Genomic DNA, 26,043 nt, shown 5'->3' with positions numbered 1-26,043 from the left:
CAAAAATATGTAAGCAGTGAACTTTACATATTTTTGGCTGATTAATTATTCTTTATTAGATAATCGCTCATGTGTTTATCGTTAAAATTGCAATAATGTCAAGATTGGATTAAACTCTCCTGCAATACGTTTCCCAATAATCGGGTTGGTTCACCTACACTGTAAAGTTGTAAATAATGCATAGCTCTAGTACAGGAAGTATAGAAAACTCTACGAAGGCTCTCATCGCCGTATACTAGCTCTGATGCATCATAAATGATGACAGCATCGAATTCGATGCCTTTGGATAAGTATGACGGTATGACAACAACACCTTCTTCATATTCACTAGAGCTGTTCTTCACGAGCTTAATATCATCAATATGAGACAGGGATTCGTATGCACTCTTACTCTCCTCATCTGATTTACATATTATAGCAATACTCTTATAACGAAGATTTCGCAAAGTCGCGACTTTGGATGTGATGCAGCGGTGTAGTTCTGTGTGATTCAGCAATTGTGTCAAAACGGGTTGCTCGCCGTCGCGATCGAATGGGATAATCCGTTCGCCGTTAGGTACTAGCTTGCGTGTAAACTCGATAATCGGCTTTGTGGATCGATAGCTACGTGTCATGTTAATCACTTCCGTTTCAGGCTGTCCGTATAAGCTCATCAGTGCGTCAAAGTTATCCTTTTCGCTTGCATGGGCAAATATCGCCTGATTAAAGTCACCTAACACAGTCATTTTTGCTGAAGGAAATAAACGCTTTAGAAACTCGAATTGAAACGGCGAATAATCCTGAGCCTCGTCAACAAGTATGTGCTTAATAGAACCGTTCGTTTGAAATCCTTGAATCAGCTCTTTCATAAGTAAGAATGGAGTAGCATCCTCGTAAGATAGCTTTCCTTCATTTAGCATCTCCATCGTCGCTTGACAAATCTCCGTCCATTCCGAGGGCACTTCCCCCTTTATCCACTGTTTAATTTTCAGTGAATCAGAAAAAAGTTGCTCGTATATCCCCTTAATGTCGATGAAACTAAATGTTTTTACTCTTTTACGCAACGGCTTTAGTTTCTGTTGAACAATTAATCGCGCAAGCGCTTCATGCTCGGGCTCATAATCTGCAATCGATTCTGCTTTATAACCGTGTTTTTTCGCCAAGTAGGTCTGGGCCTTATGATAATCCTCGTTGCTAAGCAGTTCGATTTTCTCCTGTACCCATTGCTTAGTTAATTCAACCTTTTGGGTTTCATTTATTTTCTTTGTTAGCCAGTCCTTTAACTTTTCAAGTCTATTATGGAAGCGGAGTGATGTGTCGTTACTATAAAATCTATCTGCTATTTGGCCAGCTGTAACAATAGGCTTTCCTCTGAAAATTATATCCTTGAATAACATTCCAGATAACTCTAACGACTTCCTATATGCTTCGATAGCTTCAAAAAAGAGTGGAGATGCTTTGAATCGAATGCTCTCAACTCTTGACCTGTAGGAAGGGGTATTCGCAGCAGTTAAAACATACTCCAATTGCTCGAAGGGATTTTCAACTTGAAACTCTCCACTCAGCCGACGGTCTAAATATTCCTGAAATGTGACCTGTTGCATATTCTCTTCTCCAAGTTCTGGTAAAACATTGGACACATAACTGTTAAACATCGAATTAGGAGAAAATAGAATAATTTGATCGGCATTTATACTATCTCGATATTTGTAGAGCAAAAAAGCAATCCGCTGCAGCGCTGCGGATGTTTTTCCACTGCCGGCTGCACCATGTACAATGAGCAATCTTCCACAATCGTGGCGGATAATTCGGTTTTGCTCCTCTTGAATGGTAGCTACTATATTGTGCATATGTTTGTCTGTACCTTTGCCCAGCACCTGTTGTAAAATCTCATCTCCAATGGTTAGACTTGTATCGAACATGGATTGGAGAACACCGCCTCGGATAAGATATTGCCATTTTTTCTCTAATATGCCTTGGACTTCGCCCGCAGGAGTTGCATACTTAGCCGATCCATTCTGGTACTCATAGTAGACGCTTGAGACAGGTGCCCTCCAGTCATAGACAAGAAACTCTTCACCACTTGCATCTCTAAGTGTGGAGATTCCAATATAAATTTGTTCATGAGTAGAATCTCCTTCTTCAATGAAATCGATTCTGCCGAAGTAGGGAACCTCTTGCATACGTTTAAGCGTGGATAATTTCTTAGTTACATGTCTATCGGTACTTTGAATAATTGATAGAGCTTGAGTCTCTTGTCTCAAGCCAATGATGGTCTCAAGATAATCGTCGAAGGTATCAACATTCACCTTGACTTCATCCCAAAAGTGTTTGCGTATATTAACCAGTTCGTTCCGACTCCGAGAAGTTTCTTCTTCTAATCTGATGACTTGCGCTGTTATTGTCTCAATTACACTATCCACTCGTTTTTGCTCCAGCTGAAATTCAGAATCCATAGCAACCACTCCTTATAAAGTTTGGGTTTGACAAACGAAAAAGTATAATGTATAATTTAAAATAGGGATATAATGCTACTTTATATTTTTAGCATATATCTATATAAATTTAACACAAATTCTCGTCTTTTACAATGTATTTGACGTGTTTTTTTGACCGCAATTTTTCTACATGACAAACTAAAAATAGTAGTGAAGCTGGGACAAAACTCACCTCAAAATTAGAACTGCTTTATTTTTCTATATACTTCGTAGCCGTTGTTTTCCGTTACGGCGTACGCTTTCCTGGGGGCACAGGTCGAGCCTGTAGTCTCTCCCACACGCTTGTCCCCTGGTAGTCGCCGCCTTCACTCCAAACAACAAATATCCCGTCTATATTAAGTAAACCCTACATAATTCAAGTATAAAAAAAGGACAGCTATACTTGTCCAAATGAAAAGCAACTAACCTTCCAAAATACAATGCCACACGTACCGATAAAACATGATTCCAGTGCCAATTCAAAATGTATGAATGTGAAAATTGTACAGGTTGTCCGCTGCGAACGTTATGTACAAAGTCACAAGAAGGTACGAATCGTGGGCTAATGGTCCAGGTGAAATGGGAACAACAAAAAGAATATGTACGAACAAAGCTTTCAGAAGAAAAACAGGTGCCATTTATCGTCAACGTAAGATTGACTTGGAACCAGTTTTTGGATACTCAAAGGCTAATTTAGGTTTTACCCGATTTTCAGTTCGTGGAAAATCTAAGGTCGAACACGAAATCGGCCTTGCATTAATGGCTGTGAATATCCGGAAATATGCGGCAAGCGTATAAAATCTTATCCGTATAATCTTAAAAATAAAGTAAAAAAAGTGAAATCGCGCTTGCGATTTCACTTTTTTTCATACATAGAGGCTACTTCTGTCCCAGTCTCATTACTATTTTTAGATTTATATAACAAGTTAAATTTTATTTTTTCGAGGTAACAGAACCCTTCACTCGTTTGGATTTCTTTTTTTAAATTACAGCTATTATTACAGTGACTTTGAACAAATCTCCGTCAACATCCATTCGCAGACTGCCCCCATGTAAATCCACTATAGACTGCGCGATAGCAAGACCAAGTCCGGAGCCTTCTGTATGACGAGATGTGTCTGCTCTCTTGAATCGCTCGGTTAATTCATTCACGTCGTTACCTAGCTCATATTTCGCTATATTTTTGATAACAAAAACTGCTTCTCCGTCGATTTGATCTAAATTAATATACACCCGAGTATTAGGCATTGCGTACTTCAGCGTATTGATGATTAGGTTATCAAGAACCCTCCACCACTTTTGTCCATCTACATATGACATGATTGGCTTTGTGCCAATGGCTACACGATACTCTAGCCCCGATTTATTAATATCTTCCTGATGCTCAGCGATTGCTTGCTGCAGGAGTTGGGTTAAATCCACTTTTCGTTTGTCTAATTCGATATTTCCTGTCGCCATTTTAGATACTTCAAATAAATCTTCAATTAGTGTTTTCAAACGCATTGACTTTTTATCCAAAATCGCAATATAGGATGCTCGCTCTTCATCCGTAATGCTTGGATTTTTCAACAAATCAGTATATGTGATAATAGATGTTAGCGGTGTACGCAAATCATGACTAACATTTGTGATAAGCTCTGTTTTCAAGCGTTCACTTTTTGCTTGCTCGGAATGCGAGGACTTTATTCGTTCACGAAGTCTGTTTAAGTTAGCCGCATGCTCAGCAATCGGTGACTTCCCTCTCACTTCGATTTCATTGCCAATAACGCCTCTTGCCATTTCTTCTGTTTTCACAATAATTCGGTTCAGGTATGACATTCTGGACAATAAAAACACAAGTACTGGTATACCAATAAACATCGTTGCAGGAACCCAAACGATAAAAGCAATTGGCATAACAACTGACAGTAATGTGCCAAACCCCCAGAAGAAAATGACCACAAGCATGATCAAAGTTTGTACACCAATCGTGCGTTTTAGGAAAAAGCCTTCTAATGACTTAAACCAACTGTACACGAGACTTTTCTTCCACTCTATATTTCCATACACTTTTTCTATCCACATCCATTGATAAAATGCGAATGCTGTAGATAGTAGTGCAATGATAAGCGTAAAGATAGGGATATCATAACCACCATAATGTATAATACCGATTCTTAACTCATTTATTGCAGTAAAAACAATAAAAATAGTGAGAAAAAATAATCCCCATTGAACATCTACCGGTAAGCTACGATATCTATACTTTCCATCCTCATTCTGAAAATGACTCTTGTTTTTTCTCCATATAAAAATAAATGCAATAGCTGCTAGAGTACCTAGGATAAGTATTCCGAAAAATAATCTCTCTTCTTTTTTAAAATACTGATAGCTCTCTGCTCGATCACCATTCATAATACTCGCTTCTGATATAGCAATAGTTCCTTCAAATTGAGGGAAACTGTAAGCAATTAACTCTTCCACATACCCAGAGTTTTCTATATATTCATTTACAACATTTTCTCTTAAAAAATTTGACTTACTAGAGTATTCCTTTTTGTAAGCAAGTTTAGAGTCCATGTCTCCGTTTGAAAATTCTTCACCTGTTTCTTTATTTGTTAAGCTATAAATAAACCCACCATTAAAGTTTAAAAACTCATTTTTACTTCGCTCTAATCCTCGAAAATACTCATCCACTTGTTTTTCTTTCTCTATTATTACCTTGTCTCTCACATAGACATTATCCTCAAAGTTTTTCGTAATGTCTTCCATTTTTTTATTGCGTTCTGCAATGGATTCATCGTCCGTTCTTGCTTCATACTGATATATGATGGAGTCAAGTTGCTCTTGTAGACTACCAAAACGGTAACGATATTCTTCTATTTCTTCCTCAGTAACGGTAATATTTTTCTTAACTTCTTCAATCTCAGGAACAGCTAAAACAAGGGAAACAACAGACGACTCAAAGTTACTCACTTCTTCATTAAAACCATCGCTGTCAAAATAGGTTTTACCTATATAATTTCCACCGTCTCTAATTAGCGTAAAGAATGCTAAAATTATCATTACCGCTAACAAAGATACTAGTAAATCCTTTATAATTGGTTTTTTCACCCCACTACCCCCTCTTTCATGTTTTGAATAATTTCAACAAAGCTCTCTCTAATTTCTACCACTGGCAATAGGTTGGTTAGACAATAAAACAAACAGAGTAACCCGCAGACAATTGCAACTATAGATAAAAGAAAACTCATTTTACTTGTCGATTTTATAGCCAACGCCCCACACCACCTTTAAATATCTAGGATTTTTAGGATCTGCTTCTATTTTTTCTCGAATTTTTCGGATATGAACTGCTACTATATTTTCAGCGTTATATGCAGGTTCCTTCCAAACACGTTCATATATTTCATTGATGGAAAAAACGCGTCCCGCATTTGTCATCAGCAGCTCTGTAATTTTAAATTCAATCGGCGTTAATTTAACGGACTCACCTTCTATAGAAAGATCCTTCGCCTCTTTATTCAAAATCAGACCATCTATTTCAATCACTTGCTGCTGCCCTTGGTAATTTCCTAATTTTGTATATCTTCTTAACTGAGACTTCACACGTGCCACCAATTCCATCGGATGAAAAGGCTTCGTCACATAATCATCTGCACCAATAGAGAGCCCATGAATCTTATCCGAATCCTCTGCTTTTGCACTCAGCATAATAATTGGAATATTTTTTTGCTCTCTAATTTTAAATGTCGCTGCAATTCCATCCATTTTCGGCATCATTATATCTAATATGATGACATGAACTTCGTTTTCTTCTATTAACTGCAATGCTTCTAAACCATTCGCAGCTTTTAAAACTCTGTAGCCTTCATTTTTTAAATAAATTTCAATACCATCTCGAATATCTTGGTCATCATCTGTTACTAATACCGTAAACTGTGTCATATTTATTTACCTCCTTTGCCCGTTATACATCCATAGCACAGGGATGTGTTTTAACTTCGATTCCATTCCTTATCGTTCTATGTTACTTATTGTACCCCTCATTCCTTAACATTCCAGTAGGGAAAATATGAAGAAATTCTTAAGAAAAAAAGACTATTTAATAAAATGTAACTTTCTACGTGTGAAACTGTCTAATTTGTAAAGGAGTGAATAGAGTGAATAGAATAATTGGAAGTGTATTTACCATTTTTCTCATATTAATCCTAACTAGCTGCGGAACAGATAATTCAGGTATTACAACCGTAAATGAACCTGAGCAACAGGAAGATAAAAGTGTCACCACAAAAATAGAAGTTGAAGAGGATGGTAATGCTACTTTTACGATTAAAAATGAAACAGATGAAGAAGTGACATTAACGTATCCTAGTGGTCAAGATTTAGAATACCAACTTTTAGACAATGAAAAGAATACTGTATTTACTTATTCTGCTAATAAAGTATTTGTCCTTATGATTTCTGAAAAAGTGCTGAAACCAAGTGAAGAAATAGTCATTCCGCTTGATTTGAAAACAGAATTAGCAGAAGTGTCGGCTGGGTCATACACTCTTGTGGCTTGGGCAACCGCTGAAGAATTAAGTGAGCAGAAACAAGAGATAGCGTACGAATGGGCTGGACATGAAGCAGGGAATGTAGTGCCTTCAGATACTTCAGAAACACTTGTAGTCTTTAAAGGAGATGAAAATGCGGAAAACGTGGTGCCATACGAGGCCACTTTTGAATTCTCAGAAGACCTATTCCATCAAATTTTTGAAGAAATTATGGTGATTGATGTCGAGCTGATTGATTATCGAATTGAAAACGATAATAAGAAACTAGTTTTAAATATGAAGGGATTAGATAATGTACAAGGAAGTGCTGGGGAGAATATTTTTATTGGAACAATTGTTCATTCCTATTTTGAAAACTTTTCGGATTTAGAGGAAATATATTTTGAAGAAGAAGGCAAGACTCCTGTTGAGCTCGCTCATACAGTTGTATCGGAGCCATTTACACGAGATCAGAACTATACAAATAAAAAATAGTCTTTTTATCCTCATAGTAAGAAACCCAATTAAAGTGTACACTTAGTTTTAAATAGCAAAATTTTTATACAAGGTGGGCTAATTATGACAAATCACGAAGAAACGAATTTACCTGCAAAGACGTGTTCCGTTGAAAGATTAGTAACTATGGAATCCGATGTTGCTTTAGTATTACAAGGAAAAAAAACTGCCACACGACGTAATGGCCGCTATGCTGATGTAGGCGAAATAATGGAGCTTCAAGGTCAGTCTTTCGTTGTAGACCGTGTATATATACAAACACTAGGCGATTTGACAGATGAACATGCAAAACAAGAAGGATTTGAATCAGTAGAGGACTATAAACAATCTATCCTGGCTTACCATCCCGGTATGCCTTGGTTGCCCCATATGACTGTGTGGGTTCATGAATTTAGCCCAGTAAAAGCGTAGTAACTACTTCCCTGTGTCTCACACAGGGAAGTTTTTTTAATGATATAGGTTATATAATTTTTAAGAATTAACAATTCCACTAAATTACATTTCAGCCGGAAGCTTGCCTTTTGAGATCGGACTTTCTCGCTTACCCCTGTTGGAGTCGACACTTTGTATTTCTCTTAGTATAAGATTTTCTTTTAAACACATTGAACGTACTATATACAGGTTTTAGTTTCAGCTGACGCATCACTTTATCTTTGATGGTACTTTCGCTTTTCTCGCAAAAAATTATTGTTCTCATCGAGTGTAACTTTTTATCCAGGAAGCGGTCTAATTCTTAAACAGGAGGTGTACAACATGAGAAGAGGTAAAAAAGTAAGTTGGTTCTTACTATTCTTAATCCCTCTCTTTATCTTGGCTAGCTGTGGATCCGGTACAACTGAATCCAAAACAGGAACTGACGCTATAGAGGAACATATATCCACACAGCTTGATCTAACAGGTGATGGAGAGGGCACTTTTACGATTACAAATGAATCATCAGAAGAGGCTGTTTTGGAAATGTCGAGTGGGCAACAAATCGAATTCCAGTTATTGAATAAAGCGAATACAGTCATTTACACATATTCAACAAACAAATCATTCACAAATGAAATGCAAGAAAAGAAACTACGACCTAGTGAAGAATGGACAGTTCCACTCAATCTAGAAGAAGAACTTGCAGGAGTACCTGCGGGGTCTTATACATTAATTGTTTGGTCAACGGCTAATGGGTTAAACGAGCAAAAAGAAAAAGTAGCTTATGAATTATTGACGTCACCTGGAAAACTTGTCGTTCAAACACAGGAAGTCACCTTTATCGGCCTAGTAGATCCTCACTCCATTGAAGTGAAAAATGTAGATGGCGGTACAGAAGTAATGCAATTATCAGAAGTGGCAATATCTCAGTTTGAAAACCTGGAGGAAGGCACACAACTAATCATTGAATATGTAGAGAAAAGTGGGCAAAAGACCGTTCAAACAACATTTCCTGCTGAATAGGTTTTTAAACACTACTAAAAAATGCATCGTGATTAAGCGATGCATTTTGTATTCTTTAAGGAATTATAAAATCTTATGGCGTAGGGATAACTTTTCACAAGTGATTATTCTTCCAAACTCGTGTGCGAGCTAGTCGAAAATAATTACGTTTGTAGGGGCTGTGGAACTACCTACTCACTTTTATTTCGATGATTTTAATTTCTAAAGGACAAACTCTCTCTCCAAACTAGATTTAAGTGTCGATATGGATGCTGGTCCTATACCGTGAAATTTCAAAATTTCTTTTTCACTGAATTTAGAGAGTTCCTCCAAAGAAGTCACACCATTGTGGACTAATGCACGTCTTGCTGGTGCAGAGAGCAGCGAAAGAAATCCACCGTCTGGTTTGTTTTCTAACTCACAAGTTGGACATGTTCGACAGTTACTACTTTTATAAAACTTGTGCCCTTTGTTGCAAATCCTTAAATCTTTTTTAGAAGACGACATATTAACACCTCACTTGTTTTCCCGGTATCATTGAATCACTACTATTATGACACAATCACTCACTAAAATTATAAATCCCCCTAACAAAATCCAAATGATTGATGTCAGGGGGTTCTATTTTATATTTTAAACTTACTTACAAGTTCTTGTAGATTCATAGCCATTTCAGATAGATTGTTAGAAGCTGACGAAATTTCCTCCATAGAAGCAAGCTGTTCTTCCGTAGCTGCCGCAACTGTTTGGGAGTTCGCGGACGAATCTCTTGACATCGAAGTGCTACTAGCCACATTGGCAGAAACCTCTTGGGCACTGGCAGACATTTGTTCAGCTGTCGCAGCCATATCATCTATCTGCATACCTACTTGATCCAAGGAAACCAAGATTACTTCAAAGCTTTCTTCTGTTTTTCCAACTATCGTCAATCCTTCTTCCACATCCGATTTAACTTGATTAATTGATTCGTTAGACCGAGTCATTTCTACTTGAATTTCATTTATTAACTCAGAAATTTGTTGAGATGATTGTTGAGATTGTTCTGCCAACTTACGAACTTCATCTGCTACTACTGCAAATCCTTTTCCATGTTCTCCAGCTCTTGCTGCTTCGATTGCAGCATTTAATGCCAATAAGTTGGTTTGATTTGCAATTTCCGTAATAACCTTTGTAATCTCCCCAATTTCCTGTGATCGTTTACCTAAAGACCTAATGGCTTCGCTACTCTCATTTACCGATTCATTGATCGCATGCATTTGTTGAGTCGTTTTACCAACATACTCCCCTCCCATTTTCGCTTGAGAAGTTGCATTTGAGCTAGCTTCTGAGATACTATTCGAGCTTTCTGCAATGTTCTGGATCCCTAGTGTCACTTCTTCTAGACCTGTTGAACTTTCTTCTAGGCTAGCTGTAGAAGTTTCTGCCCCTAAGGCTATTCCTTGGATTGAATTTGTTATTTCCTCTGTTGCACGACTAGTATGTTCAGCACTTGCCGTTAACTCCTCAGATGATGCGGCTACTTGTTGAGATGTATTCATTACGTCTTGCATCAACTTACGCAAACTTATTACCATTGCATTCATCGATGTAGCTAGAACTCCCACCTCGTCTTTTGTATCAATATTTGTTGAGTGTGTTAAATCACCATTTGCTACTTGACCAACTAAAGTTACTACCTTTTTCAATGGTCTTGAAATCATTTGAGCAATACCGTACCCTATAGCAATACTTAATAACACAGCAATTAGAATAACTATTATAGTCATAGTTTGTGCTTGATAATACTGTGCATTAGAATCTTCATTTGATTTTTTTGCTAAATCAATGTTCAGACTAATGAGATCACTAATAATACCTTCTACTGTATCTCCTGATACCTTAAATTCTGGAGCAATACCTAAATATCCCTCCTGATCGTTTGCGTATGCATACGCAACAGCTCGATCTAATATAGAGTAATATCCTTCTAAAGCAGGATATAAATCATTGAGAATTGCCTGTTCAGAATCAAGCATAATAGAACCAGTTTCATATGACTTTAGTTCAGCATCAATCTCTTCTTTTATTGTGTTAATAACATTTTCAAACTCTTGCTTTTTAGAAGTTGTCTCTGCCACGAATACCATATCACGAATACTTACACGAATTCGCTGATATGAAGTCTCAACATCCCCAAGATTACTTATCGGAACAACCCGTTCATCAAACATAAATTGTAATTGTTCATTGGATTTCCCTAAATTCTTCACTCCGTATGACCCTACAGCACCAATAATGATGCCCATGAATACAAATGCAGCTATCAACTTTACTGATGTTTTTAAATTAAAAAACAATTTCACGACGAATCCCTCAATTCTCTTATTTCCCATTTCAAATTTCCATTTAAATTAGGTATTTTATGATACTGGATTTACAATTATTTAAAATTTAGAAATTAACAATTATTTACCTTCATTATCTATTCAAATTAGAATATTATTATCTTCCTATAACATATAGTACTTAATAATTATTCTATCCAGAAAAGGATTATACCATAAGACCCAATTAATTTGTTTGGTTAGCTTGATGAAGTGTGTCTTTTTCGTGAATTTTTAGCGGTATTTTATTTAATAACTACTAAAATTTTATACTTGAAAACTAAACAAAAAAATATCAATTAATGTGCATAGAACATTCACTGATACCCAACTTCCATATTTATAATTGTAAAAAGCACGCAAAAAAACAGTGACGGCGATCTAACTCCTTCACTGTTTTTTATGTTCGTTATTCCTCATTCAAGCCGATACAACGTTCGCACTCGTAAAGGGATGATTCTACTTGCTCATTAATAACACATCCGCATTCACGACAAACCTTTGTGTTTAGTTCTTGAGTAGTTGTTTTCACGCAAATCACCTCCTACAATAGTTTCGTTATTTAACTAATTTTTTCATAGCCTGGTAATGTTAGAAATTCGATAAATTCATCTTCTCTTATTAACAATAGGAATAGCTCCACTGCCTCTGTGTACCTACCGTTTCCGAATACTTCATTACCAAATGCGGCTTTTAGTTTTCCTAACTCCTCTGTTAACACTTGCTCTACTAAAGGTATGGTAATTTTTCGACCATCCTCCAATTCTCCTTCCGGATGTCTAATCCATTGCCATACTTGTGTGCGAGAAATTTCTGCTGTTGCAGCATCTTCCATTAAGTTATTAATCGGAGCTGCTCCGTTCCCACGTAGCCAAGATGCTATATATTGAACCCCTACGCTACAATTCATGCGAAGACCCTCTTCGGTAATGATCCCAATAGGTACCTCTAATAAATCGGCTGCCGTTATATGAACATCCTCTCTTTTACGATGTATCTGGTTTGGTGTAGGCATATGCTCTTGGAATTGCTCCAAAGCGACCGGTACAAGACCCGGATGTGCTACCCATGTTCCATCATGCCCCTCCATCGCTTCTCTTCGTTTGTCTTCACTTACTTTCGCAAAAGCTGCTGTGTTTGCTGCATCGTCCCCTTTAATCGGAATTTGTGCAGCCATTCCACCGATAGCAGATGCATTTCGTCGATGACAGGTTTGGATACATAATTGCGAATAAGCACGCATAAATGGGGATGTCATGGTCACTTGACTTCGGTCTGGCAAAATCACCTGAGACTGGTTGCGGAGTCGTTTAATATAACTAAAGATATAGTCCCAACGCCCACAGTTTAGACCTGCAGAATGATCACGAAGCTCATATAAAATTTCGTCCATTTCGAATGCAGCCATAATCGTTTCGATTAATACAGTTGCCTTAATCGTCCCGTTAGGAACTCCCAATTGTTGTTGAGAATATATGAAAATATCATTCCATAACCGTGCTTCTAAATGACTTTCTAACTTCGGCAAGTAAAAATAAGGGCCAGTTCCTTGAGAAATTGCTTCCTTTGCATTATGGAAGAAATAAATTCCAAAGTCGAAGAAGCTACCCGCGATTGCCTCACCATCAATTTGGATATTTTTCTCCAAAAGGTGGAGCCCCCTAGGTCTTACTATAAGTACAGCCGGCTGTTCTTGCAGACTATATACTTTACCGGTGTCAGGCTGTGTATAGGAGATTGTCTTGCGAACAGCATCACGCATATTTAGCTGACCTTCAATCATATTTTCCCAAGTTGGTGAAGTAGCGTCTTCAAAACAAGCCATAAATGTCTTTGCACCTGAATTTAATGCATTGATGACCATTTTACGATTAACCGGACCGGTAATTTCGACCCGACGATCCTTTAAATCCTCTGGGAGTGGAGCTATTGTCCAATCCCCTTCTCGAATCACTTTTGTTTCTGGTAAAAAGTCTAATGTTCCACCGTTATCTAGCTTTCCCTGACGAACTTGCCTTTCTTCTAGCAATTTTTTTCTTCTATTATCAAAGAGATAATGAAGGGAAGCTACAAAATCTAATGCTTCTGGCGTTAAGATTCCGTGAATCCCTTCAACCTCTTTCCCTAAAATTTCAATTCTTCTAGTCGTTATTTGTTCCATTTTTCGCTAACCTCCCATCCCCATATTTGGTTTAAGCAAATTGTGCTACTTCAGTAGATCCTTTCATCGCTGTTGTAGAAGAAGTTCCCCCTGAAACGATTTGTGAAATTTCATCAAAGTATCCAGTTCCTACTTCACGCTGATGTTTAGTAGCGGTATACCCTTTTGCCTCGTTTGCGAATTCTGCTTGTTGAAGCTTAGAGTACGCAGCCATGCCATTTGTTTTATAGTCATGCGCTAGTTCGAACATACTATGATTTAATGCGTGGAAACCGGCAAGCGTTACGAACTGGAATTTGTACCCCATTTTGCCCAGCTCTACTTGATATTTTGCAATTGTTTCTTGGTCCAGGTTTGCTTTCCAGTTGAACGATGGTGAACAGTTGTACGCTAGTAATTTGTCTGGGAATTCTGCATGAATAGCATCAGCGAATTGTTTTGCTTCCTCTAAACTTGGGTGTGACGTTTCACACCAAATCAGATCTGCATATGGTGCATACGCTAAACCACGCGCAATTGCTTGTTCTATTCCTGATTTTGTTTTGAAGAATCCCTCAGGTGTTCGGGCACCGGTTAAGAAATTTGCATCACGCGGATCAATATCACTTGTAATCATATCTGCAGCGTCTGCATCTGTACGTGCAATGAGTACAGTTGGTACACCCATTACATCTGCTGCTAGTCTAGCTGAAACTAAATTACGAATAGCATTTTGAGTAGGTAGAAGAACCTTTCCACCAAGGTGACCACATTTCTTTTCTGATGCAAGCTGATCTTCTAAATGTACACCCGCTGCTCCAGCTTCAATCATACCTTTCATTAATTCAAAAACATTTAATGGCCCTCCAAATCCGGCTTCTGCATCTGCAATAATTGGTGCGAACCAGTCAAAATCATCTTCTCTACCTTCTGCCAGATCAATCTGATCTGCACGTTGTAATGCTTGGTTAATACGCTTAACTACCGCCGGGACACTGTTAGCAGGGTATAAGCTTTGGTCTGGATACATATGACCCGAAAGGTTTGCATCTGCTGCAACTTGCCAACCACTTAAATAGATTGCTTGGAGTCCGGCTTTTACTTGCTGAACTGCCTGGTTTCCAGTTAAAGCTCCAAGTGCATTGATGAAATCTTCTTGATGAAGCGATCTCCATAAACGCTCTGAGCCTTTGCGAGCTAATGTTTGTTCAATCATTACAGATCCCCGTAATTTCACTACATCCTCTGCGGAATATGGACGTTCAATCCCTATCCAACGACTTTCTTCTTTCCATTGTTTCTGAAGTTCTTCTACCTGTTGTTTTCTTTTGGACATTTCCAAACACCCCTTAATAGTTTGTCGAGGAACATTATTTAAAAATACGACTTTTTCACTGTATCATAACAGTTCCTTTTCTTGTAATCTAATATATAACACGATGACTATTATTGTATTGGTTTTTGGATGAAATATCCTTTAATAAGGATGAATGAAGAATTGGAAAGACGAATGTTAAATATATGATTTCGGGGGTGTACTAGTGAATTTTAGAAAGGAACAATTAAAACAGTACAGTTTAATAATGGAGGAATGGATACCGAAAGGGGCATCTATTGCTATAGCAGCATGGGATCGGTATATATACTATCTTGCAGGGGGACATGATCTTCATTTGAAAGAGGGACAAAAAATCCAGACTAATAGTTTAGCGGATTTGGTACTAAAAAAAGGATGTAGAACAGAAGCTGTACTAGAGGATGCATTATTCCAGGTTCCTTATTACGGAATCGGTTATCCAATTGAGATTAATGGAGAGAAGGCTGCATTAGTTGTTTTCCTCCCCCTTCATCATGCTGTACCCATTACTTCTCCGTATAAGTATTTAACTGGGAAGCAAGAGGATGAGTGGAAGCCTATACCAATTGAGAAAGTGTCCCATATAGAAAGTCTTCAAAAAAAGACATGGTTCTATGCCAATAAAGAACCATATAAAACAAGTATCACTTTGAAAGACTTGCAGCCACGTCTACCAGATAGCTTTTTACGAATTCACCGCTCTTATATAGTAAATATTTTATTTATTGACCGAATTGTACGCGATTTTTCTTCCAATTTATTAATACAGTTGCAGGATGGGACCGAATTGCCTGTAAGTCAGTCTCATATGACGGAAGTTCGAGGAACGTTGGGATTTTAAACACGGAGATAGATGTATGCCCTTTTAATACAAAAACACTTAATCACTTACCTGAATCAATTTCATAAAGAATATTATATAGTTAAATCCGAACAACGCTGATTTCCGCTCTAGGCGGATGCTTTCCGCGGGCACGGCTTCAATCTCCTCGTCACTACGAAAACATATGCTCCTGCGGGGCTTTCAGCTCGCGCTGTTCCCGCTGGAGTCGCAGCCTGCCACTCCAATCAACGGAATCGCTTTTCAAAAAAAAAATAAAAACGAATAATATATTACGATATTAAGTAAACACTCATATTTTAATATGAAACAAGTAATTATGAAATTGACTTACCTAAATTTATTTAACAGTATTTTCTAGTTATGCTATAGTTTTATAAAAGGAGGAGAGCATTTTATGAATACTTTTATTGCACTGATACCCTTACTTATTTTCTTGGCTTTTTGGATTTTTATTATTTGGTTTGTTATTACACTTGTTAAATCTAGCAATGAACGCACTATGCTTTTAAAAGAGATTTCTAGAAAGTTAGACGGTTTACAGAATAACAACAAGATTGGTTAAGCAAGATATATTGTAAGGAGGGCATGACTCACGTCACACCCTCCTTTTTGCATTATACAGATTTTAGTTATATCGATAATGAATTTTAATCTAGTAATGTTTTATTTTTATATTTGATAGGATTTTATAACATTAAACGTATTAGTAAGCAGGTACCGAATATAGAAAAAAGGAGGAACTGAATTGAGGGTTACGGAACAAAACGTTGTACAACAAATAAAATATAAAAATGAAGATAGTATCTCTTACGTACTTCAATCATATGGTGGGCTGCTTAACACGATTATCCGTAAATATCTGCAAGGAAATCAACAAGATATAGAGGAATGTTTAGCAGATGTATTAGTTTCGATTTGGTTCCATATTAATTCATTTGATTCTACAAAAAATGAATTTAAACAGTGGATTGCAGCTATAGCAAAATATCGCGCAATTGACTATGTACGTAGATCCGAAAAATCAAAGCAATATATAAGTAAATTTGAATTGGAAGAAGCATCTAGTCAATCTATTTCAAAACAATCTGAGTTTGATATTACGTACTTGTTCAATAAATTAAATAGTACCGAACGTTCTATTTTTGAAAAGTATTATGTTGAAGGCGTGTCATCTAAAGAAATTGCTAACGAGTTTCAAGCAAAGGAATCCTGGGTGCACAATAAACTCTCCCGGGGAAGAAAAAAATTAAAAACAATTTTACAGAAGGGCGAGGTGTAAGGTGAATGTCTATTTATAAAGATTTGAATGACATTAAGTTAGATATAAGTGAATTTCAAGAAACTCAGTTGTCTCATCTGGAGCAAAAACGTATCTTAAAGGGTTTTAAAAATAAAATAGTGCCAATTAGACAAAAGAGACGCTGGTTATTAGCAAGTGTATCGGTTGTAGCATTAGCTTTACTCAGCTTGTCACTGGCAATAGATAAAGGAACAATTGCTAGTATGCCATTTGTTGGTGGAGTAGTTGAAAAATATAACTATCCAAACATTGAAAACCTAGATTTTTCATCGTATAAAACAGCAATTGGGGAAACAGCAGAAAATGAACTTGGAAAACTCACCTTAAATGAAGTTATGTTAGATGACCAACAAGTAGTTTTAAGTTCAACATTTGAACCAGCTGATGATGTAAAGTTTGATTACCAAACACATATTAGACCTGTAGTAAAAGTGAATGGACAAGATTACACGATAACAACAGGTAGTCAATCCATCGAATTAAACGATTCAATGTTTACTATTTATAACGATATTGATTTAAACCAAGCAATTGAAACAGAAGATATTCATATACAACTTAGTTACGAAACTCTGGGTCGAAGTATGGAAGATTCTATAAGAATAGAACAACCATGGACGTTCAATGTACAAGTATCACAAGCAAATTTGCTTGCAGAGAAAAAAGTGTTTGAAATGAAAAAGCCAATCACATTAAATAATGGAGAACAGGTTACAATAGAAAGGGTTGTTTCCACTCCTATTTCCACAACTATTTATTATGATTTATCGCTGGCTTCTAGTGAAAATATTTATTTTACCATTCAATCTGAGGATGGCGTAGAACAAAGGTTTTCAACAGGTTTTACTAGCTTAGATCAGCAATCCTTTGGACGATTTAATGGCCTCACATTGACAGAAAATAGTTATTATCTAATTGCTCATGACTCCAATCATAATCCGCTAAGTGAACGAATCCCTATAAATTAATAATAAGAATAAACGAGCAAAATTAATGCCCATACCTTTAAGTTCAAAACCTCATTTCCGGAAGGGCTCTGGACAGACTTTCCGTTATACTATTACCGAGTTAATTTTTAGTGATATTGGTTGTGACATCCGTGACAACCAATATCACTTTTCTTAGGTAATCTTATGGCATTTGTCTGTCTCCCACCTATCACTCTTAGAAACAGGTTAATTCTTTTTTGGATAACTAGGGAAAAGATGCTTTCTTATTCATTAGGGGATGACAGTCACGAACATTTTACCTTCTTATAGCGCTTACGTGACTACCTTACCAGATTTACTCCCTAACGTTAAAATAACGATACTCCCGAGTAATAAACCAATCCCTACCCAAGACGTTGTACTAAGAACTTCACCCACCACAACAACCCCCAGTAAAGCGGCAGTTGTCGGTTCCGCCAGGGACAAAGTTAACGCTGAGGAAGCTGGGATTTTGCGAAGCCCCCAACCGTATAATACATAAGCAATACTAGTGGTAGCTATTCCTAAATAAAAAATGATTCCTACGTTTCCAGCATCCCGCAACCAACTTACGTCAAGTATAAAATAGAAAGGTGTTAACAATAGGGCACTAAGCGAGAAGGTCATCGCAACAACCGATATGGCATCTTCTTTTTGCAGCAAAGATTTGCTATTCATTGTATACAATGCAAAAATAAGACCAGCGACCAATGAATACAAAACCCCTATTGGATTAATGCTCACTTCACCTTTTGTAATAAATAAAAACAAACATCCAGTAATCGCTAAACCAGTTGATATTCCCCAAACTTTTGTAGGACGCATCTTTAAAAATATCCACTCAATCAATCCTGAAAATACCGGAGCACTTCCGATAGCAACCACACTCGCTATAGCTACTCCTGTTAAACGAACTGATGAAAAGAATAAGAGCTGAAACAATGAAATACAAATAGCGGCGTATAATGTTTGTTTCCAAGGCCATGAACGGAATTTAATTTTTTTTAATAGAATCATAATGATTAGAAGGAATAATCCTCCCGTTGCGGAACGTCCAGCACTAATTATAAATGGGTGTGCATTGTCTGGTAAAAATGTTTGTGCAGTTCCTGTTGTCCCCCATAGAATAGCACCTAATAGTACGAATATGTATGGTAATACGGTCAAGTTTTCCCCCACCTTCCCACATTTTCTAACTTCCAATATAGCACATATTGAGTTACTGCCAATCGTATCTTATACTAATACGATAGGAGGCATTTTACATGTATATGACAGTAGAAGAAACTGCGAATTATTTATCAATGCCTATTGATCAAGTAAAACGATATATTTCAGAAAAGAAGATTCGTGCTATTTTTGATGGTGAAGAGTATTACGTAAATAGCGCCCAATTTGAAACCCACTTACAGCAGATTGAGGATTTGAAGCGACAAATCGACGAATGGCGAAATACTCCTATTCCAGATGATATTGATGTAAAGGACGAAGATTAATACAAAGGAAAAGGACGTTCTCCGAATGAGGAGAATGTCCTTTTGTATTAATTGGGCATCCATACTTCTGTTGATTTCCGCTCCAGGCGGACGCTTTCCGTGGGCACAGCTTCAATCTCCTCGTCACTGCGAAAACATATGCTCCTGCGGTTACTCGTCGCAAAGACGTTGGCCAAACAAAGTTTGACCAATGTCTTTCCTGCGGGGCTTTCAGCTCGTGCACCTGTCGCTTCGCTATCGGTGCAGAAAACATTTGCTATTCCCACTGGAGTCACCTCCTTGCGCTCCAATTAACAAAGTCCACTTTAAATAAACCGATAATATCACATAAATATTCGTATTTTCTATGGTAATAAATAATTATGAAATTGACTCTGGTACCACTAAAATTAAACTTAGATCGTAATGAAAAAACCTGCTCTTTTACCGATTATCTCCGCGTAATCCTCTACCATTACACTTGCCGTTGGATACATTCCTGCTCCTGGACCGACTAATGTTAATGTTCCAATATAGTTTGTATCTAAAGCCACCGCGTTGTTTACTCCTTCAATCGAGTACAAAGGATGATCTGGTCCTACGAGCTGAGGTCCTACGGAAGCGTATAGTTCTCCATTTTCGTCTTGCTCTATTTCTGCCACGTGACGGTATCGTAGTCCCTGTTCTTTCGCTTTACGGACGTCCTCTAATGAGATTTCGTCTATACCTACTACTCGAACATCATTCCAATTGGGCTGTTTTTTAAATGCAAGTGCACTTAGAATCATCAGTTTACGGAATGCATCTTGCCCGGACACATCGTTAAATGGATCTGCTTCTGCATAGCCAAGGTCCTGCGCTTCTTTTAATGAATCATCAAATTGACATTCATCTTGTCTCATTTGTGTCAGGATGTAATTTGAAGTGCCGTTTAAGATACCTTGAATTCTTTTTACTGAGTTAACTTGTAGTAAATTTTTCAATGTCTTAATAACTGGAACTCCGCCTGCTGTTGTTGCCTCATATCCGATAAATACTCCACGAGACTTTGCACGCTCATGCAATGGGATACTATACTTGGAAAACATCACTTTATTAGCTGTTACAACGTGACACCCTTTATCAATTGCTCTACATAGATAGTTATATGCAGGTTCCTCATTTACGATTGCCTCGAAGACTACTTGAAGACCAGGAATATTGATAATATCCTCAAAGTTATCAGTAACTAGGACACCGGGTGTAGCTATTCTCTCTTTTCCAACATTGTTTACGAGAACCGCACTAATTTCTAAATCTAAGCCTAAAGACTTTTTAAGATCTTCTCTTTTTTCATTTACAATGTGGTAAATCCCTTGCCCCACTGTTCCGAAACCTAGGATTGCTGCTTTTATCGTCGCCATGCTATCTCCTCCAAATGAATCCGCACAATTGAGTTCCAATTTGCTTTTATTAGTAAAATTTATTCGCAGTTATATTAGAAGAACTATTTTACACATTGTAGCCTATTTTCACTCAATTATCAATAAAATTCTACCTAGAGAGGACATTTGTTTTTTCTAGGAGTACCTTTTCGAGTGCAGTCTGTAAATCTTCGACTGCCTCTAGCCCTACAGACAAGCGGATTAAGTCTTCTGAAACTCCCGATTTCACTAAGTCCTCTGGAGTTAACTGCTGATGTGTTGTAGATGCTGGGTGGATTATTAGTGATTTGGCATCGCCAACGTTAGCTACATGCGACCAAATTTCTATATTATCGATAATATTGCGTCCTGCTTCTTTACCACCTTTAACCCCAAAAGTTAGGATAGAGCCAAAACCATTCTGTAAGTATTTTTTAGCAAGCTCATGTGAAGGATGACTTTCTAAGCCTAAGTAATTAACCCAAGTCACTTCTTCGTTGTTTTCTAAGTACTCCGCAATTTTCTGCGCATTTTCATTGTGCTTTGGTACACGTAAATGAAGTGTTTCTAATCCTTGTAGAAAGGAGAAAGCGGCTTCAGGACTTAGTGTTGGACCAAAATCACGAAGCAATTGAACACGTAATTTCACTGCAAACGCTACACTCGGAACATCTATTCCGTATCTTAAACCATGGTAGGTTACATCCGGCTGTGTGAATCCAGGGAATTTATCAGAGTTCCAATTGAAATTTCCTCCATCTATGACAACCCCACCGATAGTTGTTCCATGACCGCCAATCCATTTAGTTGCCGAGTGAATCACTACATGTGCACCATGCTTAATCGGATTCGATCCATAGGGAGTAGCAAAAGTACTATCTACCAACAATGGAACTCCTACTTCGTTAGCAATAGCTGCAACGTTTTCAACATCTAATACATTTAAGCTAGGGTTTCCAATGATTTCTGCAAAAAACGCTTTTGTCTTATCCGTAACTGCTGCTCGGAAATTTTCTGGATTAGTTGAATCTACAAACTTCACTGTAATTCCATATCTCGGCAATGTATGAGCGAATAAATTAAATGTACCACCATACAAATTTTCGGCAGCAATAATTTCATCTCCCGCTCCTGCAATATTTAAAATAGAAAATGCAATAGCTGCCATTCCAGAAGAAAGTGCAACTGCTGCTGTCCCTCCTTCTAATAATGCAATTCGTTGTTCAAAAACATCCACCGTTGGATTCGTAATACGAGAATAGATATTACCAGTTTCCGCAAGAGCAAATAGGTTTTGCGCATGTTCTGTATTTTTGAAAACGAATGATGTAGTCTTGTGAATAGGTACTGCTCGTGAGCCTGTCACTGGATCTGGTTGTTGGCCACCATGTAAAAGTAGTGTTTCTTTTTGAAGATTTGTCATTTGAATTCCTCCTAAAATGTAGTTTAGATGGACGCTTATGGAGGCGAAGGAGGATTAGAACAAACAAAAAACCCTCTTCAATTAAGAAGAGGGTGCAAATTCGCATGTTCCTCCTCTTATCTTCCAAATTCGTATTAGAATTTGTAGGATTTAGCACCTTTCCAAGTTAAGAACTTGTTGGTTGCCGGGCATCGTAGGGCCTATTCCCTCCGCCACTCTTGATAAGAGTATTTAGATTTAGTTTTCCATCTTGTTACACAGTATAGATTTCTATCAAACTATTTGTCAACACTTTTTCGAAAAGTTAAAAAATATTTTGTTTACCCCCTTTAAAAGCTCCTCTTTGCATAAATATTACAAATATTCTAAAGTATTCTTTATTTTCTATTTGTGACGAAATTTCTAGTCTTTTATAGTCTAATAAGTATATACTATACGGGAGTATAACGAACTATAAACTATATCTATCGATAGTAAATATTGACCAAGAAGGGTGAAAAAATGAAGAATATACAACAGCTTTTCCAAAGTGAAGATGGTAATGGAAAACAGAGAGAACAGCTATTAGGCTACGTAGAAACAATATTAACATCCATGGATGCTTTGAAAGATCCAAATAAAACGATGCTTGGACCGATACAAGAACGTTCCGCAAACTTTTATAAAGAGTTAATGGAAGATTACGAAGTACCGCTAAATAGCAAAGGAATGGACGAAGTAGTTGGAGAATTGACTGATTTAATGAAAGGTCATCCATATCATACACGAAACTTCGTAACAAATGTACTGCCAATGGCAAGTATTCCCGGCGTCCTTGGACTATTAACTAACTCATTATTAAATGGTAATAACTTATGGGATGTTTACGGACCAGCTGCAGCTGAATGTGAAGTAAAAGTGGTCTCCATGATGTCGAAGCTAGTTGGATATGATTTTACTGAAAGCTTTGGTTACACAACTTGGGGCGGACAAGGCGCTGTGTTCAGTGGCTTGCGTATGGCAATAGCAAAACAGTTCCCTAACGCAAAAGAAGAAGGCGTTCCAAATAATTTATACTGTTTTGCATCTGAAAATGCACATTATAGTTTATTGAAGTCTGTAGAGGCTGTTGGTATTGGAAGCAATCATCTAGTTCGTGTCAAAGCTGGGGCGGATCATTCTATGGATATGGAAGATCTGGAAATGCGATTAACGGAAGTTATTGAAAAAGGCGGCATTCCTGTGTATATAGTTGCAACTACTGGTGCAACAGATAACTTTGCTATTGACGATGTAAAAGCGATTAAAGAAATGGCCACAGCTTTCGAAGGTAAATATAATTTGAAACCTATCCATATTCATGCCGATTCTGCACTTGGTGGATTTTATGCATTCTTTAATGATTATGATTTTGAAAATAACCCTCTACATTTTGAACAAGAAGTGCTAGTAAGTCTTCAACATATTCGTGAACGAATGCAGTATATATCATTGGCTGATAGTTTATGTTTTGATTTCCAAAAGCTTGGACAAACCCCTTACTTAACGAGTCTGTTTTTAGTGAAGGAAGGTAAATATCTAGGTTTATTGGACTTAGAAGATTTTGATACGCCGTATGTTGGAAATAGAGGGTATGGATCGTATCACACTGGTTATACGTTAGAATGCTCACGTATGGGTAGTTCGATTGCCATTTATGCTGCATTGTTGGCGTTTGGTAAGACGGGATACCAACAGCTCCTAGCAAATTATGTTCGTGTGAATTTAGCATTCCAGGAGCAATTAGCTATAAAGATTCCTTCATTATATGTGGTAAATGAATCGAATATCGGACCTATTACTGCTTATCGCTATTATGAAAAAGGATTGAATTGGAGAGATGAACAAGCAGGCCGTTATTCACTGGCACAAGTAAAAGAAATCAACGCTTTAAATTCATCGCTATTTGAAGTGTTAGGGAAACATCGTGATGATGTCTTTTTCGGTGATACAACTCGTGTATGCACTGTAGCAGTTTGTGATTCAGATGAACTGGTTCCTGTTGCAGCAGCGAAATTCTTTTCTATTTCACCGTATACCGAAGCGGAGCACATCTCAGCAATGGTAGATTCCCTTCATCATTCCATCACTACATTGGAGGCTGTAAAAGATGAAGTTATTTACTAAACTAAAGAGTTCTATGTTATATAAATATATTCTAAGTTTTATAGTACCGATCGCGCTATTCTCTATCATTTTTAGTTTAATATTGTTCATCTTCTCTAAAGCAATTATAGACGATTACGTTATCGACCAATTCGAAACTACACTACAATTAGTATCTGATGATGTTTTTGACGATCTAGATTCTGATCTAGTTGTAAGTGCTGATAGTGATAATGACGAACAATACAGTACATTACTAGACAAATTAAATGAAGCAAAAGCGAACCACGATGTGGAAAATGTGTATGTTCTTTCACGTTCAAATGGAACTGAACATATTGTTGCATTGAGTGATACGGATGACCGTAATGCCTCTTATACATTTGATGAAAAAATGAATGAAGCTATTGACAAAGGGGAAGTCAAAATTAGTGACATCTATACAGATGAGTATGGGACCCACAAATCTATTTTCATTCCCTTCAAGAATACAGATATAATTCTAGGATTAGATATGGATGCATCATTCATTACTTTACTAGAAAGCCAAATTATTAGGTTATCCATATCGATTACATTGATCTTTATTGTATTAGGTACGATAATTGCTTATTTCGTAAGTAAACGCATTATAAATCCTATTAAAGCTGTTACCGACTTTGTAGAAGAAGTAGCGAAAGGGAATCTAACAGTAGAGCATTTGCATATTAAAGGCAATGATGAGATTGCTCAGCTCTCTCATGGTATTAATAATATGACTGGGGATTTACGTTCCTTAATTACTCATATTGGCGAAAATGCTGAGCAAGTAGCAGCAACGTCGGAGGAGTTATCAGCGAGTTCTGAAGAAACAAGCGCGTCAATTCAGCAAATCACTTCCTCCATGCAAGAAGTTTCCGTTGGTTCAGAAAAACAAACAGCGGCTATAGAAGAAGTGGAGAAAAATGTTTCTACTATTTCTGAAGCTATGAGTAAAGTGGCATTAGAAGTTAATAGCGTGTCTGGCAAGGCTTTAAACGCATCTGAAATTGCCTCAAAAGGTAATGATACCATCCACATTGCCGTTCAAAAAATGGACACCACATCCGATGCTATTAATGCTACTTCAGATGTTGTAAAACGTTTAAGCGATTATACGCAAGAAATTGGGGATATTGTTTCATTAATTACAGAAATAACTGATCAAACAAACTTACTTGCATTAAATGCTTCAATTGAAGCAGCACGTGCAGGAGAGCATGGTAAAGGATTCGCAGTTGTTGCAGAAGAAGTACGAAAATTGGCAGATCAATCGCGTGAAGCTGCCAATAGTATTAGTACTCGTATTGATACGATTAAATCAGAATCTTCTCATGCGGTTAAATCGATGGCAATAAGCTATGATAATTTAAGAGATAGCGTTACTACATTTGATGAGGCGGGCAATGCCTTTAAAGATATCTATACAGCTGTGAGCGAGTTAACCAAACAAATGAATGATGTTAACAGCGTCGTTGAAGGTATGAACAAGGGTGTACTTAACATTGCTGGTTCCATGGAACAAGTAAGTGCTATATCTATTCAAGCATCTGGGAATATCCAGAATGTAGCGGCAGCATCTGAAGAACAAGCAGCGAGTATGGAAGAGATTACAAATTCCTCTAATAACTTGGCTGGTATGTCGGAACAATTACGTAACGCTGTTCATAGATTTGATATTTAATGTTAAGAGAGTCTCAATTCCATGTAAATGGTATTGAGGCTT

At 37.3% G+C, this 26,043-nt stretch carries 22 protein-coding genes, 1 pseudogene and 1 riboswitch; of the genes and pseudogenes, 11 read left to right on the top strand and 12 right to left on the bottom strand.

Translation table 11 applies throughout. From position 1 onward, the window contains the following. Nucleotides 1-98: 98 nt before the first annotated feature. Nucleotides 99-2,435, bottom strand: a complete 2,337-nt coding sequence (gene helD, locus MKY29_RS01205) for an RNA polymerase recycling motor HelD (RefSeq protein WP_340878751.1) — start codon at nucleotides 2,433-2,435, stop codon at nucleotides 99-101. Between the two features lie 413 nt (nucleotides 2,436-2,848). Here helD and MKY29_RS01200 point away from each other — a divergent pair. Further along, a pseudogene (locus MKY29_RS01200) lies at nucleotides 2,849-3,254 on the top strand (transposase); the annotation flags it as partial. A gap of 183 nt (nucleotides 3,255-3,437) precedes the next feature. On the opposite strand, the gene MKY29_RS01195 reads toward MKY29_RS01200, so the two are convergent. Both MKY29_RS01195 and MKY29_RS01190 read right to left on the bottom strand, forming a co-directional pair. After that, nucleotides 3,438-5,549: a sensor histidine kinase gene (locus MKY29_RS01195; RefSeq protein WP_090569943.1), complete on the bottom strand. Its 2,112-nt coding sequence runs from the start codon at nucleotides 5,547-5,549 to the stop codon at nucleotides 3,438-3,440. Nucleotides 5,550-5,690: 141 nt separating this feature from the next. Further along, entirely contained in the window at nucleotides 5,691-6,383 is a 693-nt protein-coding gene (locus tag MKY29_RS01190) for a response regulator transcription factor (RefSeq protein WP_093495326.1), read from the bottom strand. Between the two features lie 215 nt (nucleotides 6,384-6,598). On the opposite strand from MKY29_RS01190, the gene MKY29_RS01185 reads away from it, so the two are divergent. The 3 genes from MKY29_RS01185 (at nucleotide 6,599) to MKY29_RS01175 (ending at nucleotide 8,923) form a co-directional block, all read left to right on the top strand. Continuing rightward, nucleotides 6,599-7,465: a BsuPI-related putative proteinase inhibitor gene (locus MKY29_RS01185; protein ID WP_241600529.1), complete on the top strand. Its 867-nt coding sequence runs from the start codon at nucleotides 6,599-6,601 to the stop codon at nucleotides 7,463-7,465. Nucleotides 7,466-7,549: 84 nt separating this feature from the next. Continuing rightward, nucleotides 7,550-7,897, top strand: coding sequence for an ASCH domain-containing protein (locus tag MKY29_RS01180; protein ID WP_090569951.1), 348 nt, complete (start codon nucleotides 7,550-7,552; stop codon nucleotides 7,895-7,897). 342 nt (nucleotides 7,898-8,239) lie between these two features. Further along, nucleotides 8,240-8,923: a BsuPI-related putative proteinase inhibitor gene (locus tag MKY29_RS01175; protein WP_340878750.1), complete on the top strand. Its 684-nt coding sequence runs from the start codon at nucleotides 8,240-8,242 to the stop codon at nucleotides 8,921-8,923. Nucleotides 8,924-9,124: 201 nt separating this feature from the next. Here the strand turns inward: MKY29_RS01175 and MKY29_RS01170 are convergent, their stop codons facing one another. The 5 genes from MKY29_RS01170 to aceA all read right to left on the bottom strand — a co-directional run bounded on the left by MKY29_RS01170 (nucleotide 9,125) and on the right by aceA (nucleotide 14,741). After that, entirely contained in the window at nucleotides 9,125-9,409 is a 285-nt protein-coding gene (locus MKY29_RS01170) for an RNA polymerase alpha subunit C-terminal domain-containing protein (protein WP_340878749.1), read from the bottom strand. A 119-nt stretch (nucleotides 9,410-9,528) separates the two neighbouring features. Continuing rightward, nucleotides 9,529-11,274 carry a methyl-accepting chemotaxis protein gene (locus MKY29_RS01165; protein WP_340878748.1) on the bottom strand — a complete coding sequence of 582 codons (1,746 nt, stop codon included), beginning with the start codon at nucleotides 11,272-11,274 and terminating at the stop codon, nucleotides 9,529-9,531. A gap of 400 nt (nucleotides 11,275-11,674) precedes the next feature. Next, the gene (gene yhfH / locus MKY29_RS01160; protein ID WP_139219695.1) at nucleotides 11,675-11,797 is read right to left on the bottom strand and encodes a protein YhfH; all 123 of its coding nucleotides are present in this window, start codon (nucleotides 11,795-11,797) and stop codon (nucleotides 11,675-11,677) included. 30 nt (nucleotides 11,798-11,827) lie between these two features. Further along, nucleotides 11,828-13,426 (bottom strand): malate synthase A, encoded by a 1,599-nt coding sequence (gene aceB / locus MKY29_RS01155; RefSeq protein WP_340878747.1) that lies wholly within the window; start codon nucleotides 13,424-13,426, stop codon nucleotides 11,828-11,830. 31 nt (nucleotides 13,427-13,457) lie between these two features. Continuing rightward, the gene (aceA, locus tag MKY29_RS01150; RefSeq protein ID WP_340878746.1) at nucleotides 13,458-14,741 is read right to left on the bottom strand and encodes an isocitrate lyase; all 1,284 of its coding nucleotides are present in this window, start codon (nucleotides 14,739-14,741) and stop codon (nucleotides 13,458-13,460) included. Between the two features lie 205 nt (nucleotides 14,742-14,946). Here aceA and MKY29_RS01145 point away from each other — a divergent pair, with 205 nt between their 5' ends. The 4 genes from MKY29_RS01145 (at nucleotide 14,947) to MKY29_RS01130 (ending at nucleotide 17,874) form a co-directional block, all read left to right on the top strand. After that, on the top strand, nucleotides 14,947-15,603 hold the full coding sequence (locus MKY29_RS01145; RefSeq protein WP_269922793.1) for a LytR/AlgR family response regulator transcription factor: 657 nt from the start codon (nucleotides 14,947-14,949) through the stop codon (nucleotides 15,601-15,603). A gap of 397 nt (nucleotides 15,604-16,000) precedes the next feature. Further along, a complete protein-coding gene (locus MKY29_RS01140) occupies nucleotides 16,001-16,168 on the top strand; it encodes a hypothetical protein (RefSeq protein WP_269922792.1) in 168 nt (55 codons plus the stop codon). A gap of 183 nt (nucleotides 16,169-16,351) precedes the next feature. Beyond that, nucleotides 16,352-16,885 carry a sigma-70 family RNA polymerase sigma factor gene (locus MKY29_RS01135; RefSeq protein WP_090569967.1) on the top strand — a complete coding sequence of 178 codons (534 nt, stop codon included), beginning with the start codon at nucleotides 16,352-16,354 and terminating at the stop codon, nucleotides 16,883-16,885. Between the two features lie 5 nt (nucleotides 16,886-16,890). Further along, nucleotides 16,891-17,874 (top strand): DUF4179 domain-containing protein, encoded by a 984-nt coding sequence (locus tag MKY29_RS01130; protein ID WP_340878745.1) that lies wholly within the window; start codon nucleotides 16,891-16,893, stop codon nucleotides 17,872-17,874. Nucleotides 17,875-18,168: 294 nt separating this feature from the next. Here MKY29_RS01130 and MKY29_RS01125 read toward each other — a convergent pair whose 3' ends face one another. Further along, entirely contained in the window at nucleotides 18,169-19,041 is an 873-nt protein-coding gene (locus MKY29_RS01125) for a DMT family transporter (RefSeq protein WP_340878744.1), read from the bottom strand. 98 nt (nucleotides 19,042-19,139) lie between these two features. Between MKY29_RS01125 and MKY29_RS01120 the strand changes: the two genes are divergently transcribed. Beyond that, on the top strand, nucleotides 19,140-19,370 hold the full coding sequence (locus MKY29_RS01120; protein ID WP_090569977.1) for an excisionase family DNA-binding protein: 231 nt from the start codon (nucleotides 19,140-19,142) through the stop codon (nucleotides 19,368-19,370). Between the two features lie 47 nt (nucleotides 19,371-19,417). On the opposite strand, the gene MKY29_RS01115 is transcribed toward MKY29_RS01120, so the two are convergent. The 3 genes from MKY29_RS01115 to MKY29_RS01105 form a co-directional block, all read right to left on the bottom strand. Next, nucleotides 19,418-19,636, bottom strand: coding sequence for a hypothetical protein (locus MKY29_RS01115; RefSeq protein WP_340878743.1), 219 nt, complete (start codon nucleotides 19,634-19,636; stop codon nucleotides 19,418-19,420). Between the two features lie 129 nt (nucleotides 19,637-19,765). Continuing rightward, entirely contained in the window at nucleotides 19,766-20,752 is a 987-nt protein-coding gene (locus MKY29_RS01110) for a homoserine dehydrogenase (protein ID WP_093495337.1), read from the bottom strand. 130 nt (nucleotides 20,753-20,882) lie between these two features. Then, the gene (locus MKY29_RS01105; RefSeq protein WP_340878742.1) at nucleotides 20,883-22,175 is read right to left on the bottom strand and encodes an O-acetylhomoserine aminocarboxypropyltransferase/cysteine synthase family protein; all 1,293 of its coding nucleotides are present in this window, start codon (nucleotides 22,173-22,175) and stop codon (nucleotides 20,883-20,885) included. A gap of 113 nt (nucleotides 22,176-22,288) precedes the next feature. Then, nucleotides 22,289-22,403, bottom strand: a riboswitch (SAM riboswitch). Between the two features lie 273 nt (nucleotides 22,404-22,676). On the opposite strand from MKY29_RS01105, the gene MKY29_RS01100 reads away from it, so the two are divergent. Further along, the gene (locus MKY29_RS01100; RefSeq protein ID WP_340878741.1) at nucleotides 22,677-24,320 is read left to right on the top strand and encodes a pyridoxal phosphate-dependent decarboxylase family protein; all 1,644 of its coding nucleotides are present in this window, start codon (nucleotides 22,677-22,679) and stop codon (nucleotides 24,318-24,320) included. Then, nucleotides 24,304-26,001, top strand: coding sequence for a methyl-accepting chemotaxis protein (locus MKY29_RS01095; protein WP_340878740.1), 1,698 nt, complete (start codon nucleotides 24,304-24,306; stop codon nucleotides 25,999-26,001). Before MKY29_RS01100 ends, MKY29_RS01095 begins: the two co-directional genes overlap by 17 nt. The last annotated feature ends 42 nt before the right edge of the window (nucleotides 26,002-26,043 follow it).

The sequence above is a fragment of the Psychrobacillus sp. FSL K6-2365 genome (assembly GCF_038003165.1).
Taxonomy (GTDB): Bacteria; Bacillota; Bacilli; order Bacillales_A; family Planococcaceae; genus Psychrobacillus; species Psychrobacillus psychrodurans.
The sequence above is the reverse complement of the archived record's forward strand: the minus strand, read 5'-3'. Positions and strand labels throughout refer to the sequence as shown.